Here is an 18,710-nt window from a genome sequence, read left to right on the forward strand (position 1 = left end):
GCCGGACTGAGGTACAGGGCGCACATGTCCGTATCTGTGCCCCTTGCCTCGACCTATGGTTCTGCCTTCCGTGCGCTGTTCACCCTAGCCTGGCCGGTGGTGATTGCGCGTTTTGGCATCATGCTGATGGGCCTGATGGATACGGTGATTGTCGGTCACTATAGCTCGGTTGAGCTTGGGTTTCATTCGATGGCCTGGGCACCGACCAGTGTATTTCTGGTGACGTCCATCGGGCTTCTGGTGGGACTTCAGGTCAAGACCTCACACTATCTGGGGGCAGGGGAAACCCACCGTATCGGGGCGGTGTTCCGGCGCGGCATGGGCTATGCGCTGGGTTTGGGTGTTGGCTCAATGGTTCTGATGATGTTGTTTGCGCCGCCGCTTTTCCGTGCCAGCGTCACCGAAACCCTTGCGGCGGGTGCGACCGTGCCGCTGATGATCTTTGCCCTGTCCATGCCCTTCTATATGGTGTCTATAGGCTGCTCAGAGTTCCTTGAAGCCCTTGGGCGCACGCGTCAGAGCATGTTCATCATGATGGGGGCCAATGTCGTCAATGTCGCGCTGCTGTTTCTGCTGGTGCCGGGTCATATTGAACCGATACATGGCGCTGTGGGGGCGGCCATAGCCACCCTGATTGCGCGGGCCATGATGATGGTCGCCATGTTGATCTATGTCGCCCGCCTGCCTCAGGCGCGTGAATATGGTATTTTCAAAAAACATCCTGCCGATAAACCTGCGGCGGTCGATCAGCGCCGGATTGGTTACGCGGCAGGGGCGTCTTATTTCATCGAGGTCGGGGCCTTTGCGGCCATGACCTTCTTTGCCGGTCGTCTGGGGGAGGTCGAGGTAGCGCAGTGGGCGATTGTGCTCAATTTTGCCGGACTGGTGTTCATGGTGCCGATGGGCGTAGCCGTGGGCTGTTCGGTGCTGGTCGGACGGGCCTTTGGGGCGCGTGATCCTCAGGCTATCAGGATGATGGGACGCGTGAGCTTTATGACCGCAGCGGCCTTTATGATCATGGTGACCTTAGGGGTGGTGATCGGGGCAGGGGCACTGGCGCGGTTCTATACCGATGATGTGGCGCTCATTGCGGGGGTTCAGGCGGCGCTCTTGCTGTCGTGTCTGTTTTTCCTGCCGGATGGGCTTCAGGTTGTGGCGGCTCAGGCGCTTCGGGCGCGTAAGGATGTCGTCATGCCGACCGTCATCCATTACATTTCCTACGGCCTGATCATGATGCCGCTGGGGTGGCTGTTTGCCATAACCTTTAAGCACGGTGTGCCCGGCCTGATCTATGCGGTGATTGTCGCCAGCCTGATGTCTGGCACCTTCCTCGTCGGGCGGTTTTTCTGGCTTGATAAGCGTCCGATCAAGGCGGTCATATAACGGCGCGGGGTGCCCACAGGATAACACCCGCGCCAATCAAGCACAGTAACAACCCACCCATATCCCAGGTATCGGGGCGCTGCTTTTCGACCAGCCACATCCATGTAATGGAGGCGGCAATATAGATGGCCCCATAGGCGGCATAGGTCCGGCCCGCCGTATCTGTATCGGTCAGCGTCAGCAAATAAGCGAACAGCATCAAAAAGATCGCCGCCGGTATCAGCCACAGCGGCGTCTTTTGCAGCCTGAGGATCATATAGACGCTATAGCAGCCCGCAATTTCGCTTAAGGCCGCCAGCACATATATGATCAGGGTTTTCATAGACCGAGTATCCAGCCTTCTTCGGTCTGAACCGTATTCAGGTCGGCTTCTGACAGGGCTTTGGGGGCCGCAAACAGAGCCCCAAGCTCACCCTTGTCGTCGCGTTCGGCAAAGGCCGTGGCGGTCAGGCGTACCTGAGTGGCGTCCTTGACCTCAAGCGGTTCGGGCGTGCCTGAGAACATCGGCGGATGTACCTCGGCGATGACTGTATTGATGCCCTCAAGTGCGGCGTCATTCAATGCGCCAAAGCCGGTTTCAAATGGCCAGATTTTCGCCTTGTCGCCAAGTGTATCCTTGATAGCCTTAACGGCGGGAAGGCCTAAGAAGGTTTGTCCGCCCGCGACACCGGCCCCGTGCATCTGCCACAGGCTCCTGGCCTGTGCCAGTTTGGGCAGGTGGTGGGTGGCTTCATCCGTCAGGCGCAGTTCGGGGAAGTTGCCGAAACTGTCGGGCTTAAGCGTCGAGAGCCATTTCTGGGCCTGTGACTTGGGCGCGCCCCAGAACGGCCAGGCCTCATCGGTCGTCAGGCGGTTGAATTTGGCCGCAACGGCAAAGCGGTTGTTGGTATTGTCCGCCTTATCGACAATATTTTTCAGCACGAAATCGCGCATGGCTTCCCAAGGGGTGCCTTCGAGTTTCAGGGCTGAGGCGGTGCCGCGCGGGAAGCCCAGCGCAAAGGTAAAGCCCAGGAAAATGCGGTCACCGCGCTTATGCAGGTCGGCAAGGATCGTTTTCAGAAGGGTGACGGCCTCGGCACGCGTGGCCGGATTATGCGCCTCATAGGTCAGGCGGAAACGAACATCGCGTTTGGCCACACCAATCCAAACGGAGGACTCGCCGGTTTTCTTACCTTCGGCGGCACTCCAGTCAACAATCACATAGGCTCCGAACAAGCGGGACACAGCGCACAGGCTCCAGTCTGAGTTAGAATAATCCGGCGCGGTTGTATCCCGAAACCATGCGCTGTTTAAAGCCCGTTTATGGATAAGCGCCGGTTTTTATCAATTTCTGTTTTAAAGTTTTTGGGAAAGCTGTGTAAAACGGCTCACGGTAATCAGACCCGACTCATGAGGACGATATGACAAAGGTGTTGCGCGCAGGTGTTGCAGGCGCTGGGGTATTTGGCGGCTATCATGCCAACAAGTATAAACAGGCTGACGCCATAACCTTCGTGGGCATCTATGATCTTGATACCGCCCGCGCCGAAACAGCGGCGGCAAATGTCGGCACGCAAGCCTTTTCCGGGGATCAGTGGGGCGAATTTGTTTCGCAGATCGATGTACTGACCGTAGCGGTTCCGGCCTTTGCACATGCCGGCGTGGTGCTTAAGGCGCTTGAGGCGGGCGTCCATGTCTATGTCGAGAAGCCGTTGGCCATAAGCCTTGAGGACGGTCAGGCCATGGTCGCTCTGGCGGCGGAAAAGGGACTCGTTCTGGCTTGTGGCCATCAGGAGCGGGCGGTGTTTGAAGCCATGGGCCTTTATGATGTGCCTGAGCGTCCGATCCGCCTTGAGGCGGTACGAAATGGCACGGCCTCGACGCGTAATCTCGATGTGTCGGTGGGGCTTGATCTGATGATCCATGATCTTGATCTGGGCCTTACACTGGCGGGCAGGCAGGCAGAGGCGGTGACCGCCACCGCGCGCTACCGTCAGGACGAAGGTTATAAGGCCGTGGGGGCGGATGAACTTAAGGCTGAGGTCGAATTTGGCGATGGTTTTAGTGCCAGCTTCTCAGCCTCACGCATGGCCGAAGCGCGCGAACGCACGATGAAGCTTATTTACCCGTCCGGTGAAGTGTTCATCGATATGCTCAACCGCAAATTCGAAAACCACACGCCGTTTGCGCTTAATCCGGATTTTGCTGAGGCTGATATTGCCCGTGATCCGCTGGGTACCAGTGTCGGGCGTTTCCTGAGCGCTGTGCGGGGTGAGGGCGGGCGTCCGCTGGCCGGTGGCGATGAGGCGCTTCTGGCGCTGGAGCTGGCGTTAATGGTGGATGCGGCGGTGGCGCCTCAGGGCTGATCCCTGAGGATGAGGCTCAGGCTCAGGATTCCATAGCCCACACCCATCAGCGGATATTTGTAATGGGTCATGACATCGACCGCCGTCGCATCAAACAGGCGGAAGTGGCCGATCAGACTGGCCATAACCAGTGCTGCCGATATGAAAAACAGCAATAAGGTTTCAGCTGTCGGTTTCATGTGCCCCCAATGCCCGATCACACCTGTCCGCTCCCGCCAGCGGTGGTCTGAATTATTCAGACTGTGGGGATAATTTCAACGGTTACTTTCAGGCAAGCCTGTGCCTCAGGCAAAAAAATGCGCTTAAAGCGCCTGACGCAAGAACAGAAGTTCATGCAAGGTCACTAAAACGGCGAAAAGCGACGTCCCGACCAGCAGTCTGAGGAGCCCCAGTTCGAGAAATTCAAACCGCGTGCGGCCCTGTATTATGGCAACAAAGGGCAGGAAAGACGTGTGTTTCAGGATGGTGCGATAGTGATCGCCCAAACGGTCTTCGCGGCGCAGGTCGAGATTGTAGGACCCGAGATAGCTCAGAGCCAGAACGGTGCCGAAAAAGACCCATGACGCCAGATTGCCATTACAGATCATATGCATGAAAGCCAGCAGGCTCAGGCCCGCCAGAACCGGATGACGGGTCACACGGATAATGCCGCTGATGGGCTTGTCCGGCTGTACGGCATTGGCTTTCAGGCGCACGGGCGACGGGCTTAAGGTGCCGACCACAATAAGTTGTATGGCCAGGAAATTAACCAGCAGGGCGACGATCTTAAGCCAGTAGGGCGCGTGCCAAAGCTGGGCATTCAGCGGGTCACCCATGGCACCAAAATAGGCAAAAAATATCCAGATCAGGCCAAACAATGAGGCCAGACCATAGAGCGCAAAATAGGCAGGGGCGCTTATGCGGGCGATGATCCGTGCCTTGACGGATGTACCGGCCACAAACAGATGCAGAAACAGAAAGAAAGCGCAGGCTAAAGCCAGTAAAAGCATGGGAAACTTACAGATAAGGGATGATCGGGGCGTTTAATATATCGCCTTCGTCGGTCTTAGCAGGCTTTGCCGGTGAGGGCGAGGGGCTTTGCGTTATGGACGGGGCTGGGGCCGCCAGTACAACCGGTTGCGGTTCGATTTCCTTGACGATTTCATCGAGGGGGCGGCGGATAATCGCCTCGACATGGTAAAACCAGCGTCGTGCCGTCTCCATAGCCCGCCGAGGCCCTTCGGCGCGGGCGGTGAGCGCATCCTGTGGGTCCCACAGGGGCAGCTCAAAATCCGGATGGGCCGGATCGCTGAAGACCAGCCGGATGGTGACGCGCGTCACCTGAGGGGCGATGTCGTCAAACATCTTGTGCGGGCCTGAGCGCAATATACGGGCGACAACCTTATCGTCGACAAAGACCTCAATGCCGATGAGGTCGCGTATCGGATAAACCCTGGTCGGGGTCTTTCCGAAATTGCGCACGATGACGATCTTGTTGCTGTAATAGCTTAAGGCCGCCGCAGCCGCGCGCACGGGTTCTATGGATTCGACATCAGGACGTCGCCCCTCAAGGGCATCGCTGATTTCATCTTCAAGCTTGCGCGGGGCCTCAACGCGGGAATCCCAGATGCGATAGATGATCAGCAAAATCGCCAGTCCTGCCGCCGTAAGTATGATCAATGTCGGCATGAACGGATCCACCTGACAATTCCCCCCATCACAAGTGCAGCCTTATCTTAACCATAAATGCAGGAAAGAGTTAAGGGGAATTCAGGCGGAAGCGTCTTCGGGGGCGTATTCGGGATCTGCGCGGCTGGCAGGCTGGCGTTTGATCACGGCATCAATGTGCGACAGCCATTTACGCCCCAGTTGCACGGCTTCGGTCGCGGTTTTGGGCTGCACATTGCCGCTTGGCAGGTCGCCATAGAGGTGCAGTTCAAACTCAGGTGTGCGCATGTCCGAAAACAGCAGGCGCAATACCACCTGCGAGGCATTGGGGTAGGTTTCCTCCAGTACCCGACGTGGTTCGCCTTTTTGCGCACGGGCGACTACACGCTCATCGACAATCAGTTCCGCTCCGTCGATCTCGTCAAAGGCGAAGACCAGACCGTTGCGGCCTGTGTTCCACAAAATCGCCAGATCGCCGTGGGTAAAATCAAGCCCGGCGGCTTTTTGCGCATAGACATCATAAACGGTGGCGTCGGCGGGCTTACCCAGCGCACCGGTCAGGCCCCGCGTTAATCTGCGGATGTTTTCAAACCACCACAACAGCGTCGATGTCACCGCCAGCAAAACGACGCCAGCAAAGACAAACCATAATACGACGCGCGCCGCCTGTTCCATCCGTACTCAAATGCCTTGAAAAAGATATGCTTAATCAAACCTTACGGCGCGGGTGTTAATTTTCGGTATGTAAATCGACCCCGATCGGCACATGGTCGGACGGCTTGGCGCTTTCGTGCTGAGAGCCACGTACATGTTTGTGGATTTCAACACCCCTTAGCCGGTCGGCCGCCTGTGGCGACAGGAGGTGATGGTCGATGCGGATGCCTTCGTTTTTTTGCCAGGCACCGGCCTGATAATCCCAGTAGGTATAACGATTGTCAGCGCAGGGCATGGCATCAAACGCATCGGTATAGCCGAGGTTTTTCAAGGTACGGTAAGCGGCACGGATTTCCGGCTGATAGAGCGCGTCATCAAGCCAGACCGATTCCCGATAGCAATCCTCAGCCGCCGGAATAGTGTTGAAGTCCCCGCTGAGGACGGTCAGTTCCTCTAATGCCAAAAGCGCCTTCGCACGGTCTTGCAGGCGTTTATACCAGCGCTGTTTGTAGGCATATTTCTCGGTGCCCACCGGATTGCCGTTCGGCAGATAGACAGACGCCACCCGAACCGGCACAGGGGCTTCGACCAGCGCCTCTATGTAGCGGGCATGGTCGTCTTCGTCTTCGCCCGCAAGCCCTTTGGTCACTTCACTCAAGGGGTATTTCGACAGAAGTGCTACGCCGTTATAGGTTTTCTGGCCGTGTACAGCGACATTATACCCAAGCGATTCAAACGCTTCGTAAGGGAACTTCTCGTCGATGCACTTAAGTTCCTGCAGGGCGCAGACATCGGGTTCGGCTTCGCGGAACCAGTCAAGAATGACCGGCAAACGGGCATTGACCGAATTGACGTTGAACGTAAAGATTTTCATGAAGCGGACTTATATCGAAAAACTGACGCCACAGCCACAGGAGGTTTTGGCGTTAGGGTTCAGTATCTTGAACTGCGAACCGGCCAGTTCGTCGACATAGTCGATAATTGAACCGCTCAGGAAGGGCACGGAGACCTCATCCACAAGCGCCTTCGCGCCATCCAGCTCGATGAGGGTGTCTTCAGGTTCTGAGACTTCGACCAGATCAAGAGTGTACTGAAAGCCGGAGCAGCCGCCACCGTCCACGGCAACGCGGAGCATAATCGTGTGGCCAGCCTCATCACTCAGGTGATTGATCTGACGGGCGGCGGCGCGGGAGAGGCTGATATCGGTCATGCAGGCAATATAATCCATGAGCGCGCAGGTTTTTAGAGGGGAATCGGCTTATTTTTAAATCAAATGCAAATATTGCGGTATAGCCGCCTTCAATACCCTGTCACCTGAGCCGTTTTCGATCCATGACCCAGCTTCTGAACCCTTACGCTGAAAACGCTGCCGCCTCCCGGGGGCGCCTGCATGAGGAGCGCGAAAGCCATACGCGCACACCGTTTGCGCGGGATCGTGACCGGATCATCCATTCGACCGCCTTTCGCCGCCTAAAGGGAAAGACACAGGTGTTTGTGGCTAATGAAGGCGACTATTTCCGTAATCGCCTGACCCATTCGCTTGAGGTGGCGCAGGTCGCCCGTTCGCTGGCTCATAGCCTTAAGGTGGATGAAGACCTGACCGAAACCATTGCTCTGGCGCATGATATGGGCCATCCGCCCTTTGGTCATGCCGGTGAGGACGAACTGCATGTGCTGATGAAGCCGTGGGGCGGGTTTGATCATAACGTACAGGCGTTTCGGGTCGTTACGCGCATCGAGCACCGCTATCCAGCCTTTGAAGGGCTTAACCTGACGTGGGAAACCCTTGAGGGCATAGTCAAGCATAACGGGCCGGTGGCCAACCGGCTGGATAAGCCGTCATGGAAGGCGATTAGTGATTTCACCGCCGATTGGGATTTGCGGCCTGACACCTATGCCTCGCTTGAGGCGCAGATTGCTGCCATTGCCGACGACATTGCCTATAACAACCATGATGTTGATGATGGTTTGCGGGCAGGCCTGTTTGATATCGAAGACCTGCTTGAGGTGCCACTGATCGGCCCCGCGCTTAAGGCGGTTAAGGCTGACTGGCCGCTGATGGACAAACGCATGTGGCGGCTTGAGGCGGTGCGGCGTGTCATTGGTGATATGATTGTCGATGTCTATGATGAAACCCTGCGGCGCATTACCGAAGACGGCATTGAAACCGCCGAAGACGTCAGGCGCGCCAAACGCCAGATGGTGGCCTTTTCAGGTGAGACACAGCGCGGCCTGAAGCAGTTGCGACTGTTTTTGCATGCCCGGATGTACAAGCACTGGCAGGTCAATCGCTCACGTTCCCATGCACGGCGCATTCTCAATCAGTTGTTCGAGCTTTATCGTAGTGAGCCACAGGTGCTGCCGCCTAACTGGTATGGCCGGTTACAGGCCCGCGATAATGAAACCGGACGTGCGCGGGTGATCTGTGATTACATTGCGGGCATGACGGATGCCTATGCCATCGAGCAGCACCGCAGCCTGTTTTCTATATAATCAGCGAGAAGATTTCTTCACGAGGAACATGGCGGCATCGGCTTCGGCCAGCCAGGCTTCGGCGCTGTGGTGGTTTTCATAGGCCCGCACACCGAACGATCCGCCGATCTTCAGGTAAAGCCCGCCATGCGCAAACGTGCCGATTTCAAGCTCGGCCTCAAGCTTACCCGCCTTGGCGCGGGCAATATCGGCATCGGCATGGCGCAGCAGCACGGCAAATTCATCGCCACCAATGCGCCCGACACTGTCGCCTTCGCGGATATTGGACTTAAGGGTTTCCGCGACATAAATCAGGGCGGCGTCACCGGCGGCATGGCCATAGGTGTCGTTAACCGCCTTGAAGCCATCCATATCGAGAAAGATCAGCGACGCCTCCTCGCCATACCGTCTGCAATCGGCCATGGCGCGGGTCATTTCATGCACAAAGGCCCGCCGGTTAAGGGTCGGCGTCAGCACATCCTGTGAGGCCGTCTGCTCGGCCAGTTCGATACGTTCGTTAAGCTTTTTGATCTCAGTCCTGAGGTTGGCATTTTCACGCAACAGGCTGTCGATCAGGGCGCGTGCCGCAAATGGCCAGGCGTCACCCGTCTGCGCCTCAGTATCTTTGGGCGTATCCATAAGTGTAAGGACGTGGCGACTGAGGTTCATGAGGCGAGCCGGATTCCGCAAACACAGAGTGAATAAAGCCGTTCTGCGTGATTCATGAACTGATTCACTGCTGGCGTAACGGATTCTTTTGCAGACTGATTTAGGCTTGCCGTTAAGCCTATATGGCTTTACTACGCCGTCTTTTCGCTTTGTCCACATACAAGGGTGCGAATCATGGGGTCTTTAGCCGCAAATCCGGCCGCAAAACCGAAAGTCGCGATCATTATGGGATCGCGGTCGGACTGGCCGGTCATGAAAAAAGCCGCTGAAGCACTGGATAGTCTTCAGGTTGCCTATGAGGCCCGTGTCGTCTCGGCGCACCGTACCCCTGAGCGTATGGTCGAATTTGCCAAATCGGCAAAAGATAATGGCTTTGAGGTCATTATTGCCGGTGCGGGCGGTGCAGCGCATTTGCCGGGCATGACGGCATCCCTGACGCCTTTGCCGGTGCTGGGCGTGCCTGTGCCGGTACGTGATGGCCTGAAAGGCATCGATTCCCTTTTGTCGATTGTCCAGATGCCGGGCGGTGTGCCGGTCGGTACGCTGGCGGTAGGTGAGGCGGGCGCGAAAAATGCCGGTCTACTGGCGGCGCAGATACTGGCGCTGAACGATCCCGAATTGATGTCGCGTGTCGAGGCCTTAAGGGCGGCGCAGACCGATGGTGTTCCCGATAGTGTTGAGGATTAGGTTTTGACGGCTCCGCTTCCGTTAGGTTCGAAAATAGGCATTCTGGGTGATGGCCAGTTGGGCCGTATGTTGTCTCAGGCTGCGTCCCGTCTAGGGTTCAATGTCGTGGTCTATGGCCCTGACGCCATGTCACCGGCGGCCAATGTGTCGGCGGTGTCCAAGGTGGCCCGCTATACGGATCAGGAAGCGCTGAATCGTTTTGCCGCCGCCTGTGATGTAATTACCTTTGAATTCGAAAACGTCCCTGTATCTTCGCTGGAATATCTGGTGGGGAAGGGCGCACGGGTCGCCCCCAATGCGCGGGCGCTGGGGATCACTCAGGATCGCGTGCTCGAAAAAAGCTTTGCCCGTGAGGCAGGGATAGGCACGGTCGATTTCTATGAAATCAACAGCCTGTCCGATCTTGAGGCGGCGCTAGCTGAAAACGGTGTGCCCGCTTTGCTGAAAACCCGCCGTGAAGGCTATGACGGCAAGGGGCAGGTGTGGATCAGGGATGTGTCCGAGGCCGAAGCGGCTTTCAGCAGCCTGAACGGCCGCGCTGCTATTCTTGAGGCCAGGGCTGATTTCCAGCGTGAAATTTCAGTGATTGCTGCCCGGGGATATGACGGCGAGGTACGCGTCTATCCGGTCGGTGAAAACCATCACATTAAGGGTATTCTGTCGACGACACTGGCACCGGCTGAGGTGTCAGAGACCCTGAAAGGCCGCGCCGAAGATATTGCCCGACGTGTGCTGGAAGGGCTTGATTATGTCGGCGTGCTGGGGGTCGAGCTGTTTGTGCTTGAGGGCGACCAGCTGATCCTCAATGAAATTGCGCCACGCGTACACAATACCGGCCACTGGACGCAGGACGGGTGCCTGTGTGACCAGTTCGAACAGCATATTCGGGCGGTTGCTGGCTGGCCTTTGGGCGATACGATGGCCCGTTTTCAGGTTGAGATGACAAACCTTCTGGGGCCGGACATTCTGGCGTGGGAGGCCCTGTCTCAGGAGGCGGATTCACGTCTCTATATCTACGGTAAGGACGAGCCGCGCGAAGGCCGCAAGATGGGCCATATCAACCGTATCAAATCGACTTTGTAGTATGTGCAGGCATACGCCCAATAAAAAACCCTCCGGCAGAACCGGAGGGTTTTTTATTGGGCGTATGCCTGTCAGGCGAAGCGCTTGCCAATCTGGCTGATAGCGGCATCAACCTGAGTGTCGCCTTTCAGGCTGGCGGCACGCTTGGCTAGAACATCTTCGGCGATCTGGGTTGCCAGATCCGCCGCAGCGGCCTTAACGTCCGAAGCGGCGCGGGCTTCGGCCTGAGCAATCTTGGCCTCGGCCTGAGCCTGACGGCGTTTGATCGACTCCTCAAGATTAGCCTGAGCTTCGGTTGCCAGACGCTTGGCTTCGTCTTCAGCAAACGCCACCAGTTCCTTGGCCTTTTGTTCGGCCTCAAGGCGCTGGGCCTTGATGCTGTTCAGAAGACCTTGCGCTTCCTGACGGATGCGCACGGCTTCATCAAGTTCGGCACGTACGGCATCGCCTGTAGCCCCGAGGGATTTCCACAGGTTTTGCGGAACCTTCAGAACAAACAGAAGTGCGAAGAACGAAAGGATACCGATGCGTACCCAGGTTTCGGGATTTTCAAACATCGGTGTCTCCTACGCTTTTTTCACGGCTGCGGACAGGGCGGCCTTGGTCGGGGCCTTACCGGTCAGCTTTTCAACCAGAGCTGAAGCGGTGTCAGTCGCAATTTCTGCGACATGCGACAGAGCTTCGTCACGGGCCGTACGGATACGGGCTTCGGACTCGGCCAGAACCGCGTTCAGACGGGCATCTTCGGCCGCCTGAGCGGCAGCCAGTTCAGCCGCAGCCTTTGACTTTGCGTCAGACGCCAGTTTGCGTGCAGCGGCCTGAGCCTGAGCGGTTTCAGCCGCCGCGGCCTTGGCCTGAGCCTCAGCCTCATCACGGATAGCGCGGGCATTGGCCAGATCTTCGGCAATGGTCGAGCCACGATTATCAATGACCTTGCGCAGACGCGGGGCAAATACCTTGGCAATCAGCAGGAACAGAATACCGAACAGGATAACCAGCCAGATCATCTGACCGGCCCAGTGTTCCATCTGGAACTGTGGGAGGCCGCCCGATGCGTGTGCATCGCCGTGACCGTGGACTTCTTCGGTGTGGGCTGTCGCGGCGTGACTGTCCGCATGAGCCGCATCATGAGCCGCTTCAGCCGAAGCCGGTGCGGTAACAATTGGCTCAAGCGTAGCGACCGTGGTCACCGGTGCCTCAGAACTTGAGGTAACGCTCATGGAGTGATCCTTTATGATCCGCAAAACAGGATTTGCGAAGTCAGGGTCTGTAACAAACGGGCGGATCAGACTGATATTTCAAGCCTGACCCGCCGTTAAATTCAGGCAAAAGGCTGAATTAGCCGTTCAGGATCATGATGGCGATAACGAACGCCAGAATGCCCAGAGCTTCGGTCAGCGCCATGCCGATGAAGAGGTTGGTTTGTTGCGACTTTGCAGCCGAAGGGTTGCGCATAGCACCCTGAAAGAAGTTGCCGAACAGGATGCCGAGACCGACGCCAGCGCCGATCATACCGAGCATAGCCAGACCAGCACCGATAAACTTGTAAGCCGTGAGATCCATTTTAAACTCCAGAAGTAGGGATCAGAAAGACAGTATTAGATAATTAGTGGTCGTGAAGATTGACCACGTCATTGAGGTAAACGCACGTCAGAACCGCGAACACGAAAGCTTGAAGGTAGGCGACAAGGAATTCGAGCGCGGTAAGGGCTACGACCGCAAACAGAGACACGAAGCCGCCGAGATACCCCAGAAAGCCCAGAGACGCCAGAGACACGATGAAGCCTGCAAAGACTTTCATAACGATGTGACCGCCAACCATGTTCCCGAACAGACGCAGGGTAAGGGTGATCGGACGCATCAGGAACGAAATGATTTCAATCGGGATGAGGATCGGCAGGATTGGCAGAGGCACGCCCGATGGGCAGAACAGCTTAAAGAAGCCCAGACCGTTGCGCAGTACGCCAACCACGATCACTGTACCGATAGTCAGAAGTGCAAGGGTAAGGGTGACCGCCAGCTGTGACGTCGCCGTGAAATAGGTGGTCATCCCGATAAGGTTACAGCTCAGGACAAACAGAAACAGAGTGAAGACGAACGGAAAGAAGGCGCGACCGTCATGACCAATAATGGACTCGGTCAGGTCGTCTACCAGTTTGAACAGGCCCTCGGCCATCACCTGTCCGCGACCGGGAATGATCCCAGCGCGGGCGGTGGAAAGCGAAAAGAAAACAATTACAGCGGCGACAGCGAACATCATCGCCAGAACCGAGTTGGTAATTGACAGGTCAACAGGGATACCCGCAACTTCAAACGCCGGAAGTTCCACGACTTTTTGAATCTGGAACTGGTGCAACGGATCGGCCATAAGCCCTCAACCTCATCTATATTTAAGCACTAGAAACCGCACAAATAGCGGCCTTAATCTTTTTTCGAATCCTGACGACTATGGCCATTGGCGCTTTTGGCAACCAGATAGACCCCGATAATCATCCCGCCGATGGTTCCGACAATCACGCCGAAAGGGCCGGTGTTCAGATAGGTATCGCTTAGCCACCCAAGCCCCAGACCGACAAATATCCCCCCAAGAAGTTCGCCCAGAGCCTGATAGCCCTTACCGGCGCCCACTTCATTTTCAGCATGAGAAGATGTCTTCGCGGATTTACGGGCCTCAATGGCCTTAAGTTTCCGGTCGATATCCTCAAGCTTCTCCAGTTCGGAGTCTTGCTGATCGGGGTCATGTGTCATGTTCAGAACTTTGCAGGCAGGTGAACGGTTTTGAGGCCGCTACCCTGTTTCGAACGGCGCGGAACCTAATCGTAGTGCGTTAAAAGGTCAAGCAACGCAATGACAGAAAGTTGATCTATTTGAATTATAAAGTCTGTTCAGCGGTTTCTATTCACTGACCAACGCTTCGGCCTGAGATAAATCAACGCTGACCAGCTGTGATACGCCGCGTTCTGCCATGGTCACACCGAATAATCTGTCCATCCGCGCCATGGTTACAGGGTTGTGGGTGATGGCAATGAAGCGCGTCTGGGTGCGGGTACGCATTTCCGCCAGCAGTCGGCAATAGCGATCGACATTGGCATCATCGAGCGGTGCATCGACTTCATCGAGCACGCAAACGGGTGCGGGATTGGCCAGAAATACCCCGAAAATCAGGGCCGTAGCCGTCAGGGCCTGTTCGCCACCGGACATCAGGCTCATGGTCGAAAGCCGCTTTCCGGGGGGGCAGGCATAGATTTCAAGGCCTGCCTCAAGCGGATCGTCTGATTCGACCAGCCGCAATTCCGCAGAGCCGCCGCCGAACAGGGCAACAAACAGGGTCTTGAAATGGGCGTTGATGACCTCAAAGGCTGCCAGAAGCCGCTCACGCCCTTCGGCATTCAGTTCATCAATCCCGTCTCGTAGTTTGCCGATGGCGGTCGTCAGGTCAATGCGCTCACGGCTTATGTTTTCAAGGCGCTCCTGATATTCGCTGGCCTCTTCCTCGGCCCTGAGGTTCACGGCCCCCAGTTGATCGCGTTCGCGCTCAAGGCCTGAGAGCAGTGATTCGGCACCTGCCGCATCGGCAGGGGTCGCGATGGCCTCTTCCTTAAGCTTATGACCGAGCGTTTCAGGCGTATCGCCCGTCTGATCAGCAATGAGGCTGGTGATCTCGTCCTTTTTAGTGGTCGCGGCCTCAAGGCGGGCCAGAGCCGTAGCGCGATGCTCACGCGCCTGAGACGCCGCCTGTTCGGAGGCTTTCTCGGCCTGATCGGCGTCTCGTTTGGCCTGCTCGGCCTGACTTAGGGCTTCACGCGCGGCATTGAGGCGCGTTTCAGCCTGATGCAGCGAATCAACGAGTTGCAGACGTCGGGTTTCAAAGCTATCCGGTGCGGCTTCGGCTTTTTGCAGCAATGAAGCCGTCTGTTCCTGCTCAGCCAACAGCTTTGCCACCCGTGCCCCTGAGTCTGCGTGGCGGCGCGTCCAGTCGTTGAGGTCGCGGCTGAGGTTACGTTCGCGCCCTTCGCGGGCGGTACGGTTGCGATTGTCTTCATCCAGTGCGGAGCGTGCTGACAGGACGGCCTGACGCTTTTCCTGCGCCTGCTGACGGGCGGTGATCAGGGTATCATTCAGTTCCGACAGGTTTTCCGGTGTCGATTGCGCGTCCGCCAGTTGTTCATAGGTGGTCTTGGCCTCACGCAATTCGTCCCCAAGCCGTTTAAGCGTCGCCTCAAGGCCTTCGAGGCGCACCTCATGCTGGGCCTTGGCGCGTTGTCTTTCTTCGGACTGGCTCACCTTAAGCCGCAGATCGCGCTCAAGTTCCGGCAGTTTCTGACGGGCCTGACGCAGGCGGTCTTCATAGTCTTTCAGACGGTTGGTGGCCTCCGTCAACCGTGTCTGCGCGTCCGTCAGTTGCGGTTTCAGGCCATCAATCTCGTTTTCCAGCTCCTCAAAGCGCGTGCGTTGCGACAAGCGTATGGCGGCGGGCTTTGGGGCCCTGGCGCGGACAATCAGGCCGTCCCAGCGCCACAGATCGCCTTCGATGGACACAAGGCGTGCGCCCGCAGGCAGGCGTGATTGCAGGTCATCGCCCTGTGCCTGATCGACAATGCCGATGGCTTTAAGGCGCAGGGCAAGGGCAGGGGGAGCGGTGACGACCTCCGCCAGCGGCCTGACGCCCAGATTTTTCAGGTCGGTCAGGGTGGCTTCGGAGGCAAAGTCCTCACTCCAGAAGGCAAGTGAGTCCTGTGCGCTGCGTTTCGACAGGCTGAGATTGAGATCATCCCCGAGCGCGGCGGCGAGCGCCAGCTCATAGCCCTTATCGGCGCGCACCGTATCGAGCACAGGCTTCGACGCCTTATGGGCATTGGTGTTGAGTATCTGGGCCAATCCGCGTGACTCAGCCGTCAGACGCCCCAGCCGGTCTTCGATATCACGCACCGTCTTACGCGCCTGCGCCTCTGCATTGACGTGCGTTGGGCGTTCGCTTTCCAGCGTCTCGGCCTGTTCGCGGGCGGCATCGAGGGTGGTCTGAGCGGTAAGCGTGGCGTCCTGAAGCGTTCTAAGAGCGCTGTGGTCGAACAGGCCCAGGGCCTGCTTGTCGCGCTCGGCCTGATTGGACTGGGCCAGCAGACGCTCAAAACGTGACTGAGCTTCTTTCAGGCGTGTACTTTCAAGGCGCTGACGCTCGGTCAGGGCCGCCAGTTCCGCCGCCAGTTCTTCGATGCGCTGATCGGCTTCGACGCGTTCGCCCTCGGCAATCAGCACGGCGGCCTTCAGTTCCGGTTCGCGCGATGGGGCGTCTTTGATGTCTTCACGCACACGCTCAAGCATATCGGTCAGGCGGGCGATCTGGCTTTTGCCGTCTTCGGCCAGTTCAAGCTCGCGGGCATGGTCGGTTTGTTGCCGACGCAGATCGCTTTTCAGGCGTTCGATCTCAATCTGTGCCTGTTGTGCCTCAAGGTCCAGGCGTTCTTTTTCAATGTTCAGGCGATGGGTGAGGGTGGCGGCAACCGCTTCTTCCTCACGCAAGGGGCCGATGGCTTCTGCGGCTTTTAGCGCTGTGACCTGTGCCTGAGCCACGGCACTGGCGGTTTGTTCAACCTGAAGGGATCGTGCCTGCATATCGGCATTGGCGGCCTGAAAAGCGGTAATGGCCTCAAGCCATTTGGCGTGCCAGATTGCCCTTTGCAAGGCACGGATTTCTGCCGATATTTTCTTGTATTTATCGGCCTGACGGGCTTCACGTTTCAGGCGCGACAGGGCCGAATCGAGTTCGCGGGATATGTCGTCCAGACGCGACATGTTGGTTTCCGCTGCCCTGAGGCGCAGTTCGGCTTCGTGGCGGCGGGTATGCAGGCCTGAGACGCCTGCGGCTTCTTCAAGCACGCGGCGGCGGTTTTGCGGTTTGGCGGCAATCAGTTCGGAAATCTGCCCCTGACGCACCAGAGCCGGAGAATTGGCGCCGGTCGAAGCGTCGGCAAACAGAAGCTGAACGTCGCGCGCCCTGACTTCCTTGCCATTAACGCGATAGGTTGACCCCTGACCGCGATCTATGCGCCGCGCAATGTCGAGCACAGGCTGATCAGTGAACGGCTGTGGGGCCAGACGGGAGCTGTTGTCAATCGTGAGGGTAACTTCGGCGTGGCTGCGCGGCGGACGTTTGTCCGATCCGGCGAAGATCACATCGTCCATGCCCGCGCCGCGCATAGCCTTGGCAGAGGTAGCGCCCATGACCCAGCGCAGAGCCTCGAGGAGGTTCGATTTGCCGCAACCGTTCGGCCCGACAATGCCCGTCAGGCCGGGTTCAATGCGAAATTCCGTGGCCTCAACAAAGGATTTAAAGCCTGAAAGTTTCAGCCGTTGAAACTGCAAACCGCACCTGACGTCTATTGCGCTTTTTGTGCGGTTTGTATGGCCGCTTCGACGTCCTTCAGGCCATGGCCGCTGACGCGTTTGCCATTGACGAAAAACGACGGTGTGCCTTTGACATCATCGGCTTCCATACGGTTTTGCATACGTGATGAAATGGCCTCAAGCAGGGCTTCATCCTTAAGGCAGGCATCGTATTCGGCCGTGGACAGGCCCGCCTTTTTGGCCAGAGATTTCAGCGTTGGCTGGGCGTCACCTGTCTCCATGACCTTGTCGTAATTGGCAAAAAAGCCGTCGATCACAGTGAAGTAGGCCTTTTGCCCGCCTGTGCCGAACAGGGTCTTTTTATTGGCCGCACAATGACCGATCAGATAGACGCCAAAGGCAATCGGGGCCGGCGAGGTGGCTACTTCGCGGAAGACATATCTGACCTGACCGGTGCGGATATATTTTTTCTCAATGGTGGGCAGGCCCGTCTTATGCCAGTTGGCACAATGGCTACAGGTCACAGAGCCATATTCGATCAGGGTAACCGGTGCCTTATCCGAGCCTTTGGAAGGCGAAATCAGAACCGGCTTCGTGTCGGCAAAAACCTGAAAGGCCAGGGTCGCCGCGACACTGATGATGGCGCCAGCTATGACCAGCGCTCCGAGTTTGCGGCTATGCCGGACCGAGAGGTTCATGCTTATTTCGCCTCGGCCAGGGCGGCATCAAGCGCAGCCCCGAGCGCATTGGGATCAGTAATATCACCTTCGTATTTCTTATCGTTGATGAAGAACGACGGCGTACCGGTAATGTTATAGGTTTTGACGTAGGTTTCCATATTGTCATTGATGCGCTTTACGCCTTCGGGGTCGTTTACGCATTGCGTGAACTGCTCTTCCGACAGGCCTGCCGATGAGGCAATGCGCATCAGAACGCCTTTGGAATCGCCCGAAGTGAAGATTTCGTTCTGAGAACGCATCACCGCGTCAATTACCTGAAAATACTTATCTTTACCGGCGCAGCGGGCAACCAGTACACCCGCAGCGGAGACATCGGCCGGGCCAGTCAGAAATTCACGATATACGTAGCGTACCTTGCCGGTATCAATGTATTTTTCCTTGATGGCCGGAAAGACCTTTTCATTGAAGGTCGCGCAATGCACGCAGGTGACCGAGGCATATTCGATCAGGGTCACTTTGGCGTCTGCCGGACCCATGCTCATGTCATCGGCACCGATATTTGCGGCCTTGTTGCCACAGGCAGCGAGTCCAAGCCCCGCGAGCAGAAGGCCAGTCGCCAATGCGCTTTTGACAAGGGTTTTGCGAGTCAGGGTCATGAGGGGCCTCTTGTGTTTTGTGGCGGAATCCTTGGGTCTCATTCCTAGAGCCATATCGGGGCGTTTGGCAAGTGATTACAGCCCGCGGT

22 protein-coding genes are annotated in these 18,710 nt (G+C 57.1%); 5 read left to right on the top strand and 17 right to left on the bottom strand.

Translation table 11 applies throughout. The features are described 5' to 3' along the window. The first annotated feature begins 24 nt into the window (after positions 1 to 24). Entirely contained in the window at positions 25 to 1,383 is a 1,359-nt protein-coding gene (locus E5201_RS05230) for an MATE family efflux transporter (RefSeq protein WP_140984950.1), read from the top strand. Here E5201_RS05230 and E5201_RS05235 read toward each other — a convergent pair. Together E5201_RS05235 and E5201_RS05240 are read right to left on the bottom strand one after the other, a co-directional pair. Continuing rightward, positions 1,376 to 1,705: a YnfA family protein gene (locus E5201_RS05235; RefSeq protein WP_140984951.1), complete on the bottom strand. Its 330-nt coding sequence runs from the start codon at positions 1,703 to 1,705 to the stop codon at positions 1,376 to 1,378. The genes E5201_RS05230 and E5201_RS05235 overlap by 8 nt on opposite strands. Next, the gene (locus tag E5201_RS05240; protein WP_140984952.1) at positions 1,702 to 2,607 is read right to left on the bottom strand and encodes a cobalamin biosynthesis protein CbiG; all 906 of its coding nucleotides are present in this window, start codon (positions 2,605 to 2,607) and stop codon (positions 1,702 to 1,704) included. The genes E5201_RS05235 and E5201_RS05240 overlap by 4 nt, the downstream gene beginning before the upstream one ends. Positions 2,608 to 2,783: 176 nt before the next feature. On the opposite strand from E5201_RS05240, the gene E5201_RS05245 reads away from it, so the two are divergent. Beyond that, positions 2,784 to 3,728, top strand: coding sequence for a Gfo/Idh/MocA family protein (locus E5201_RS05245; RefSeq protein ID WP_140984953.1), 945 nt, complete (start codon positions 2,784 to 2,786; stop codon positions 3,726 to 3,728). Here the strand turns inward: E5201_RS05245 and E5201_RS05250 are convergent. The 6 genes from E5201_RS05250 to E5201_RS05275 form a co-directional block, all read right to left on the bottom strand. Continuing rightward, positions 3,719 to 3,907 (bottom strand): hypothetical protein, encoded by a 189-nt coding sequence (locus E5201_RS05250; protein WP_140984954.1) that lies wholly within the window; start codon positions 3,905 to 3,907, stop codon positions 3,719 to 3,721. The genes E5201_RS05245 and E5201_RS05250 overlap by 10 nt on opposite strands. A gap of 123 nt (positions 3,908 to 4,030) precedes the next feature. Next, positions 4,031 to 4,717 carry an NnrU family protein gene (locus E5201_RS05255; protein WP_140984955.1) on the bottom strand — a complete coding sequence of 229 codons (687 nt, stop codon included), beginning with the start codon at positions 4,715 to 4,717 and terminating at the stop codon, positions 4,031 to 4,033. A gap of 7 nt (positions 4,718 to 4,724) precedes the next feature. After that, positions 4,725 to 5,396: a hypothetical protein gene (locus E5201_RS05260; RefSeq protein WP_246050405.1), complete on the bottom strand. Its 672-nt coding sequence runs from the start codon at positions 5,394 to 5,396 to the stop codon at positions 4,725 to 4,727. Positions 5,397 to 5,477: 81 nt separating this feature from the next. Further along, positions 5,478 to 6,050, bottom strand: coding sequence for a hypothetical protein (locus tag E5201_RS05265; protein WP_140984957.1), 573 nt, complete (start codon positions 6,048 to 6,050; stop codon positions 5,478 to 5,480). 55 nt (positions 6,051 to 6,105) lie between these two features. Then, positions 6,106 to 6,903, bottom strand: coding sequence for an exodeoxyribonuclease III (gene xth / locus E5201_RS05270; protein WP_140984958.1), 798 nt, complete (start codon positions 6,901 to 6,903; stop codon positions 6,106 to 6,108). Between the two features lie 9 nt (positions 6,904 to 6,912). Beyond that, entirely contained in the window at positions 6,913 to 7,239 is a 327-nt protein-coding gene (locus E5201_RS05275) for a HesB/IscA family protein (protein WP_140984959.1), read from the bottom strand. 122 nt (positions 7,240 to 7,361) lie between these two features. On the opposite strand from E5201_RS05275, the gene E5201_RS05280 reads away from it, so the two are divergent. After that, positions 7,362 to 8,522, top strand: a complete 1,161-nt coding sequence (locus E5201_RS05280) for a deoxyguanosinetriphosphate triphosphohydrolase (protein ID WP_140984960.1) — start codon at positions 7,362 to 7,364, stop codon at positions 8,520 to 8,522. On the opposite strand, the gene E5201_RS05285 is transcribed toward E5201_RS05280, so the two are convergent. Then, entirely contained in the window at positions 8,523 to 9,170 is a 648-nt protein-coding gene (locus E5201_RS05285) for a GGDEF domain-containing protein (RefSeq protein WP_246050406.1), read from the bottom strand. Between the two features lie 174 nt (positions 9,171 to 9,344). Between E5201_RS05285 and purE the strand changes: the two genes are divergently transcribed. After that, positions 9,345 to 9,857, top strand: a complete 513-nt coding sequence (gene purE / locus E5201_RS05290; protein ID WP_140984962.1) for a 5-(carboxyamino)imidazole ribonucleotide mutase — start codon at positions 9,345 to 9,347, stop codon at positions 9,855 to 9,857. A 3-nt stretch (positions 9,858 to 9,860) separates the two neighbouring features. Then, positions 9,861 to 10,940, top strand: a complete 1,080-nt coding sequence (locus E5201_RS05295) for a 5-(carboxyamino)imidazole ribonucleotide synthase (protein WP_140984963.1) — start codon at positions 9,861 to 9,863, stop codon at positions 10,938 to 10,940. Positions 10,941 to 11,011: 71 nt separating this feature from the next. Here E5201_RS05295 and E5201_RS05300 read toward each other — a convergent pair whose 3' ends face one another. The 8 genes from E5201_RS05300 to E5201_RS05335 all read right to left on the bottom strand — a co-directional run bounded on the left by E5201_RS05300 (position 11,012) and on the right by E5201_RS05335 (position 18,621). Continuing rightward, positions 11,012 to 11,497 carry a F0F1 ATP synthase subunit B family protein gene (locus tag E5201_RS05300; protein ID WP_140984964.1) on the bottom strand — a complete coding sequence of 162 codons (486 nt, stop codon included), beginning with the start codon at positions 11,495 to 11,497 and terminating at the stop codon, positions 11,012 to 11,014. A 9-nt stretch (positions 11,498 to 11,506) separates the two neighbouring features. Continuing rightward, positions 11,507 to 12,160 carry a F0F1 ATP synthase subunit B family protein gene (locus E5201_RS05305; protein WP_140984965.1) on the bottom strand — a complete coding sequence of 218 codons (654 nt, stop codon included), beginning with the start codon at positions 12,158 to 12,160 and terminating at the stop codon, positions 11,507 to 11,509. A 118-nt stretch (positions 12,161 to 12,278) separates the two neighbouring features. Next, positions 12,279 to 12,503, bottom strand: a complete 225-nt coding sequence (locus tag E5201_RS05310; RefSeq protein WP_140984966.1) for a F0F1 ATP synthase subunit C — start codon at positions 12,501 to 12,503, stop codon at positions 12,279 to 12,281. A gap of 43 nt (positions 12,504 to 12,546) precedes the next feature. Then, positions 12,547 to 13,308 carry a F0F1 ATP synthase subunit A gene (locus E5201_RS05315; RefSeq protein WP_140984967.1) on the bottom strand — a complete coding sequence of 254 codons (762 nt, stop codon included), beginning with the start codon at positions 13,306 to 13,308 and terminating at the stop codon, positions 12,547 to 12,549. A gap of 53 nt (positions 13,309 to 13,361) precedes the next feature. Continuing rightward, complete coding sequence (locus tag E5201_RS05320; RefSeq protein ID WP_140984968.1) at positions 13,362 to 13,688, bottom strand: AtpZ/AtpI family protein; 327 nt, start codon at positions 13,686 to 13,688, stop codon at positions 13,362 to 13,364. 147 nt (positions 13,689 to 13,835) lie between these two features. After that, a complete protein-coding gene (gene smc / locus E5201_RS05325; RefSeq protein ID WP_140984969.1) occupies positions 13,836 to 17,303 on the bottom strand; it encodes a chromosome segregation protein SMC in 3,468 nt (1,155 codons plus the stop codon). A gap of 14 nt (positions 17,304 to 17,317) precedes the next feature. After that, the gene (locus tag E5201_RS05330) at positions 17,318 to 17,983 is read right to left on the bottom strand and encodes a thioredoxin domain-containing protein (protein ID WP_140984970.1); all 666 of its coding nucleotides are present in this window, start codon (positions 17,981 to 17,983) and stop codon (positions 17,318 to 17,320) included. A gap of 2 nt (positions 17,984 to 17,985) precedes the next feature. After that, entirely contained in the window at positions 17,986 to 18,621 is a 636-nt protein-coding gene (locus E5201_RS05335; protein WP_140984971.1) for a DsbA family protein, read from the bottom strand. Positions 18,622 to 18,710 lie beyond the last annotated feature (89 nt).

The organism is Asticcacaulis tiandongensis, from assembly GCF_006475605.1.
Classification (GTDB): domain Bacteria; phylum Pseudomonadota; class Alphaproteobacteria; order Caulobacterales; family Caulobacteraceae; genus Asticcacaulis; species Asticcacaulis tiandongensis.

Bases quoted from the DNA above. Each gene is read 5' to 3' on its own strand.
- E5201_RS05230 (WP_140984950.1), top strand. From the start codon at position 25: ATGTCCGTATCTGTGCCCCTTGCCTCGACCTATGGTTCTGCCTTCCGT.
- E5201_RS05235 (WP_140984951.1), bottom strand. From the start codon at position 1,705: ATGAAAACCCTGATCATATATGTGCTGGCGGCCTTAAGCGAAATTGCG.
- E5201_RS05245 (WP_140984953.1), top strand. From the start codon at position 2,784: ATGACAAAGGTGTTGCGCGCAGGTGTTGCAGGCGCTGGGGTATTTGGC.
- E5201_RS05250 (WP_140984954.1), bottom strand. From the start codon at position 3,907: ATGAAACCGACAGCTGAAACCTTATTGCTGTTTTTCATATCGGCAGCA.
- E5201_RS05255 (WP_140984955.1), bottom strand. From the start codon at position 4,717: ATGCTTTTACTGGCTTTAGCCTGCGCTTTCTTTCTGTTTCTGCATCTG.
- E5201_RS05260 (WP_246050405.1), bottom strand. From the start codon at position 5,396: ATGCCGACATTGATCATACTTACGGCGGCAGGACTGGCGATTTTGCTG.
- E5201_RS05265 (WP_140984957.1), bottom strand. From the start codon at position 6,050: ATGGAACAGGCGGCGCGCGTCGTATTATGGTTTGTCTTTGCTGGCGTC.
- xth (WP_140984958.1), bottom strand. From the start codon at position 6,903: ATGAAAATCTTTACGTTCAACGTCAATTCGGTCAATGCCCGTTTGCCG.
- E5201_RS05275 (WP_140984959.1), bottom strand. From the start codon at position 7,239: ATGACCGATATCAGCCTCTCCCGCGCCGCCGCCCGTCAGATCAATCAC.
- E5201_RS05280 (WP_140984960.1), top strand. From the start codon at position 7,362: ATGACCCAGCTTCTGAACCCTTACGCTGAAAACGCTGCCGCCTCCCGG.
- E5201_RS05285 (WP_246050406.1), bottom strand. From the start codon at position 9,170: ATGAACCTCAGTCGCCACGTCCTTACACTTATGGATACGCCCAAAGAT.
- purE (WP_140984962.1), top strand. From the start codon at position 9,345: ATGGGGTCTTTAGCCGCAAATCCGGCCGCAAAACCGAAAGTCGCGATC.
- E5201_RS05300 (WP_140984964.1), bottom strand. From the start codon at position 11,497: ATGTTTGAAAATCCCGAAACCTGGGTACGCATCGGTATCCTTTCGTTC.
- E5201_RS05305 (WP_140984965.1), bottom strand. From the start codon at position 12,160: ATGAGCGTTACCTCAAGTTCTGAGGCACCGGTGACCACGGTCGCTACG.
- E5201_RS05310 (WP_140984966.1), bottom strand. From the start codon at position 12,503: ATGGATCTCACGGCTTACAAGTTTATCGGTGCTGGTCTGGCTATGCTC.
- E5201_RS05315 (WP_140984967.1), bottom strand. From the start codon at position 13,308: ATGGCCGATCCGTTGCACCAGTTCCAGATTCAAAAAGTCGTGGAACTT.
- E5201_RS05320 (WP_140984968.1), bottom strand. From the start codon at position 13,688: ATGACACATGACCCCGATCAGCAAGACTCCGAACTGGAGAAGCTTGAG.
- E5201_RS05330 (WP_140984970.1), bottom strand. From the start codon at position 17,983: ATGAACCTCTCGGTCCGGCATAGCCGCAAACTCGGAGCGCTGGTCATA.
- E5201_RS05335 (WP_140984971.1), bottom strand. From the start codon at position 18,621: ATGACCCTGACTCGCAAAACCCTTGTCAAAAGCGCATTGGCGACTGGC.